The sequence below is a fragment of the Streptomyces atriruber genome (genome assembly GCF_001418325.1).
GTDB lineage: Bacteria > Actinomycetota > Actinomycetes > Streptomycetales > Streptomycetaceae > Streptomyces > Streptomyces atriruber.
This window is the reverse complement of record NZ_LIPN01000552.1, coordinates 810-6258: the sequence shown is the minus strand read 5'-3', so window position 1 is coordinate 6258 and position 5449 is coordinate 810. Positions and strand designations below refer to the sequence as shown.

Annotated in this window: 3 protein-coding genes; 1 reads left to right on the top strand and 2 read right to left on the bottom strand. The window is 74.8% G+C overall.

What is annotated here, in order from left to right; translation table 11 throughout:
* Positions 1-1387 (top strand): bifunctional 3'-5' exonuclease/DNA polymerase (locus tag AOK03_RS38210; protein ID WP_055569957.1); only part of this gene is annotated, 1387 nt, incomplete at its 5' end.
* A gap of 21 nt (positions 1388-1408) precedes the next feature.
* On the opposite strand, the gene AOK03_RS38205 is transcribed toward AOK03_RS38210, so the two are convergent.
* Positions 1409-4501: an AfsR/SARP family transcriptional regulator gene (locus AOK03_RS38205; RefSeq protein WP_079075235.1), complete on the bottom strand. Its 3093-nt coding sequence runs from the start codon at positions 4499-4501 to the stop codon at positions 1409-1411.
* 312 nt (positions 4502-4813) lie between these two features.
* A partial coding sequence (locus tag AOK03_RS44655; RefSeq protein ID WP_244177920.1) for a sensor histidine kinase occupies positions 4814-5449 on the bottom strand: 636 nt, incomplete at its 5' end.

Sequence of the window (5449 nt, the reverse complement as noted above, 5' to 3'; positions counted from 1 at the left end):
GCCCGGCACCCAGGACTCCCTCTTCGAGCCCCGCCCCGGCGGCACCCCCGTCACGCTCGAAGAGCTCGTCGAGGTGCACGCCGAGCAGCAGCGAAGACACGACGCCACCGCCCACCCCGGCCGCATGCGCCTGCTCACCGCATCGGAGTCCGCGGGCATGCTGGTGGCCGCCGAGATGAACGCCGCGGGCCTCCCCTGGCGCGCCGACGTCCACCGCGAGCTCCTGACCGAACTGCTCGGCGAGCGGTACGCGGGCCGGGGCGAGCCCCGCCGCCTCGCCGAGCTCGCCGACGAGGTGTCCGCCGCATTCGGCCGCCGCGTCCGCCCGGACCTCGCCGCGGACGTCGTGAAGGCCTTCGCGCAGGCCGGCATCAGGGTGAAGTCGACGCGCCGCTGGGAGCTGGAGGAGCTCGACCACCCCGCGGTGAAGCCCCTCATCGAGTACAAGAAGCTGTACCGCATCTGGACGGCCCACGGCTGGAGCTGGCTCCAGGACTGGGTGCACGACGGCCGGTTCCGCCCCGAGTACACCCCGGGCGGCTCGGTCAGCGGCCGCTGGACGACCAACGGCGGCGGGGCGCTGCAGATCCCCAAGGTGATCCGCAGGGCCGTCGTCGCCGACCCGGGCTGGCGGCTCGTCGTGGCCGACGCCGACCAGATGGAACCGAGGGTCCTCGCCGCGATCTCCCGCGACCGGGGCCTGATGGAGGTGGCGGGCAGCGAGGAGGACCTGTACACCCGGCTGTCCGACCGCGCCTTCTCCGGCGACCGCGACCACGCGAAGATCGCGCTGCTGGGCGCGGTGTACGGACAGACGTCGGGCGACGGCCTGAAGAACCTGGCCGCGCTCCGCCGCCGCTTCCCGCTGGCCGTCGCGTACGTCGACGACGCGGCGAAGGCGGGCGAGGAGGGCAGGCTCGTGCGGACCTGGCTGGGCCGGACGAGCCCACCGGCGGCGGGTGCCGGGGAGGACGACGAGGCGGGCATCCCGCAGGAGGCCCCGGCCCGGGGACAGACAGCGCCGGGCGGCGGCGACGCGGGACCAGGCTCCTCCGACGGAGAGTTCATTCCTGGGTACGCCTCGACCAACGCCCGCGCCAGAGGCCGGTTCACACGCAACTTCGTCGTGCAGGGCAGCGCGGCGGACTGGGCGCTGCTGATGCTGGCCGCCCTGCGGCGGACGATCACGGAGGGCGGGCTGCGGGCCGAGCTGGTGTTCTTCCAGCACGACGAGGTCATCGTGCACTGCCCCGCGGAGGAGGCGGAGACGGTGGCGCGCGCCGTGCGCGAGGCGGGTGATCTCGCGGGCCGGATCGCGTTCGGGGAGACACCGGTCCGCTTCCCGTTCACCACGGCGATCGTGGAGTGCTACGCGGACGCGAAGTGAACAGGCCCCGCGCCGGGCGCACTAGGCCGTCAGCAGCTCCCTGAGCTCGTCGGCCACCTTGCTGTCCGTGCCGTCCAGCGCCCTGAGCGCGGTCCGCCACTGCTCGTACGCCTCCTGCTCGCGCCCCTCCGCATGGAGGAGGAGCCCGCGCTGGTGGCGGGCCAGGCCGGTCATGTGGGTGTCGCCGCGCTGTTCGGCGCGGTCGAGGAGGGCGACGCACTCGCGCGTCGCGTCCGTGGCCCGGGAGAGGCCGCGCAGGGCGCGGACCAGGCCGAGGCGGGCCTGGGAGGCGCCGTGCCAGTCCTCGTACTCGCCGTGCAGGCGCAGGCTCTCCTCGAAGTGGTCGAGGGCGGCGGCCGGTTCGCCGAGGGTGAGGTGGGCGTAGCCGATGTTGCAGTGGGCGGACTGTCGTACGACGGCGTGCCCGATGGTGTCGCCGATGGCGAGGCTGCGTTCGTGGTGGGTGATGGCGGCGCGGGCGTCCGTGTGCTCGTACAGGTTGCCGAGATGGCTGAGGGTGATCGCCTCGCTGAGCGGGTCGGCGAGTTCCTTGGCGAGGTCGAGGCTCTGGTGGAGGGCATCGGCGGACTCGGCGTGACGCCCGAGTCCTTCGAGGAGGAGGCCGCGGTTGTTGAGGCCGCGGCGTACGCAGGACACGATGCCGAGCGCGCGCCAGAGGGTGAGGGCCTCGTCGTTGAGGGCGAGGGCCTCGCCGCTCCGGCCGGACATGAAGTGCAGGCCCGCGGCGTCGGTGAGGGCCTGGGCCTCGGCGGCGGTGTCGCCCTGGCGGCGGGCGGCGTTCAGGGCGAGCGTGCCGAGCGCGGCCAGTTCGGTGAGGCGGCCGCGGCGCTGGAGGTAGGGGAAGAGGCAGCGGACCAGGACGGGGAGCAGGCCGACGGGGGCGTGGTGCCGTTCGGTGAGGGCGAGGATGTTCGCGAGTTCGGAGTCGCCCCAGTCGAAGGCGGCCTCGGCGGAGAGGGGCCGGTCCGCGTCGGCGCCGTCCCGGCCGGGGCGTGCGAGGTGGGAGTCGACACCGCGCAGACGGTCCGTTCGGTCCAGGCCCTCCGGCAGGATGGCGAGGAGGGTGCGCCGGGCGGACTCGGCGTACCAACGGAAGGCCTCCTCGACGAGGCCCACGTCCGCACCCGCATCGGCCGCCAAGCCCACCTCGCCCGCCAAGCCCACATCGCCCGCCGCGCCCGCGTCGACCGCCGCACCCGCAGCCGTCTCCCGCGCGAAATCGCGTACGAGGTCGTGCGGGGTGTAGCGGCCGTAGGACGTCTCGTCGAGGAGGGCGACGTCGACGAGGCGGTCGAGGGCCGCGCCCGCGCGCAGTTCGTCGGTGCCCAACAGGCGTGCCAGCAGCGGCACTCCGTACGTGGGCAGGTCGACCGCGCCGATCCGGGCGAGGGCGCGGGCCGCGTCGCGGTCGGCCTCGCGGTCGGAGGTGCGCAGGGCGTCGAGGGCGACGGCGAGGGAGCGGCGCACGCTCAGGTCGTCGTACTCCAGGTGGTGCAGGCGGCCGCCGCTGACGGTGAGGAGTTCGGCGAGGGCGTCGGGGGTGAGGGCGCGGCGGGCGGCGAGACGGGCAGCGACGATGCGCAGGGCGAGGGGGAGGCGGCCCGCGAGTTCGACGAGGGGGTGTCCGGCGTCGAGCCCGGCGCGGCCGGAGACGGCGCGCAGAAGTGCGGCGCTGTCCCCGTCGGAGAGGGGGTCCAGCGGGAAGCGGTCCGCGCCGTCGAGGGCGGTCAGCGGCGAGCGGCTGGTGACGATGACGGCGCAGCCGGGCCCGGCGGGCAGCAGGGGCCGCACCTGAGCGGCCGTCGCGGCGTCGTCGAGGACCATGAGCGTGCGGGTGGGCGCGAGCAGCGAGCGGAGCAACGCGCTTTCCGCGGCGGGGTCTTCGGTGCCGTCCGGGGCGCACCGGGGCTCGGCACCGAGGTCGCGGAGGAGCGCGGCGAGGGCCTGCCCCGGGGTGAGCGGGGCCATGCCGGGCGTGGCGCCGCGGAGGTTGACGTAGAGCTGCCCGTCGGGGAACTCCTCCCGCAGCGCGTGCGCGACGTGCACGGCGAGCGCGCTCTTGCCGACGCCGGCCATTCCGGAGACGACGGCGACGCGGGGGCCGTCGGCGAGGGCGAGCCGAAGGGACCGCACGGTGTCGTGCCGTCCGGTGAAGTGCGCGGGACCGGGCGGAAGTTGGGCGGGGCGGGCGGGGTCGGCCTCGCCCGCGCCATCGAGCTCGCTCTGTTCCTCGGAGCGGGAAGACACGCACTCCCCCGCGGCTTCGGACGCCGCCACCGTCCCCGCCGCCCTGGTCGTCTCCGCCGCCCTGGTCGTCTCCGCCGTCCCGTTCGTCTCCACCGTCCCCCGCAACACCTCCCGATGCGCATCCCGCACCCCCGCACCCGGCTCCACGCCCAGTTCCTCGATCAGCCTGCGGCGCAGTTCGCGGTGGACGGCGAGGGCCTCCGCCTGGCGGCCCGTGCGGTGGAGCACCAGCATCAGCTGGCGGTGGAAGACCTCGTGGAGGGGGTACTCAGCGACGAGGGAGGCCAGTTCGGGCGCGAGCGCGGCGAGGCCCGTGCCGAGTTCCAGTTCGGCGTCGTACCGCCACTGCAGGGCGAGGAGGCGCGCCTCTTCCAGTCGCGGTACGAGGGGATGGCCGTCCAGCGAGTCGGGGAGACCGCTCAACGGCGTGCCCCGCCAGAGCGCGAGCGCGTCCGTGGCGCAGGCCGCCGCCCGCGCCCAGTCCCGCACCGCGTGCGCGGCCCGCGCCTGCGCGACCAGGTGCTCGAAGACCCGGACGTCCAGCTCGCCCTCGCCGACCCGGAGCCGGTACCCCGGCGGGACCGCGTGCAGCCGCTGCGGGTCGTCGAGGAGGCGGCGCAGCCGAGTCACATGGTTCTGGAGGGACGCCTGCGCGGAGGCGGGCGGAAAATCGCCCCACAGGGCGTCCTTGAGGGCGCCGAGGGAGACGACCCGGTCGGGTTCGAGCAGCAGCGCGGCCAGCAGAGCGCGCCCTTTCGCGCTGCGGACGGGGTGCGGCACGCCCTGGGCGTCGTACACGGCAGGCGCCCCGAGCAGACCGAACCGCAGCCCGCATCGCTCACTCAACACCGTCTCCCCGTGCCGTGCTGTACTGCCGTGTCCCGCAGTGGGTACCGGAGTACAGACCACTCCGTACCGGTCGCGGCCGCCCCGTGCCGGAGGACCGTTGGCCACATGTTAGCGATCTGTTGGCGTGGCCTGATCTGATCGCCGTATCGGACCTGGCCCGCCGGTACTCGCGCACAGCGCGTAGCTCGGGGGAGTGTCGCCGCCGCGGCCGGGTCCGGAGCAGAGAGAGCCCCGGTCGGCGGAGGTGAACGACCGGGGCTTTCGCCCTGCTCCCCCCATGGCCCCTTCGCAGGGCCCAGGGCTCGATCCTCACCCCACCGGCAGCCGCACCGTGAACAGCGAGCCCTTCCCCGGAACGCTCTGCGCCGACACCGTTCCGTCGTGCGCCTCCACCAGTTTCCGCACGATCGACAGGCCGAGCCCGCTGCCGCCCGTCGCGCGGGTCCGCGACTTGTCCGCGCGCCAGAAACGGTCGAAGACGTGCGGCAGATCGGCGGCCGCGATGCCGGTGCCCGTGTCGGCGACCTCGATCAGCACCGCGTCGGCCGTGGTGCGGCAGCTGATGCGGACGCTGCCGCCCTCGGGGGTGTGGCGGACGGCGTTGGAGACGAGGTTGCCGATCGCCTGGCGCAGCCGCAGCGGGTCCGCCGTCACCCACGGGTCGCCGAACGCGGTGGCCCTGAGCCGCACCCCCGCGCCGTCCGCGCGCGCCTGGTGCGCCGCTGCGACCTGGTCGGCGATCTCGGCGGCGCGCACCGGCTCGCGGTGCAGCCGGAGCGTACCGGCGTCGGCGGCCGCCAGGTCCTGCAGGTCGTCGACGATGTGCTGGAGCAGCAGGGCCTCTTCGAGGAGCGAGGTGACCAGTTCGGGGTCGGTGTCGACGACGCCGTCCTCCGCCGCTTCGAGCCAGCCGCGGATGTTGGACAGCGGGGTGCGCAGCTCGTG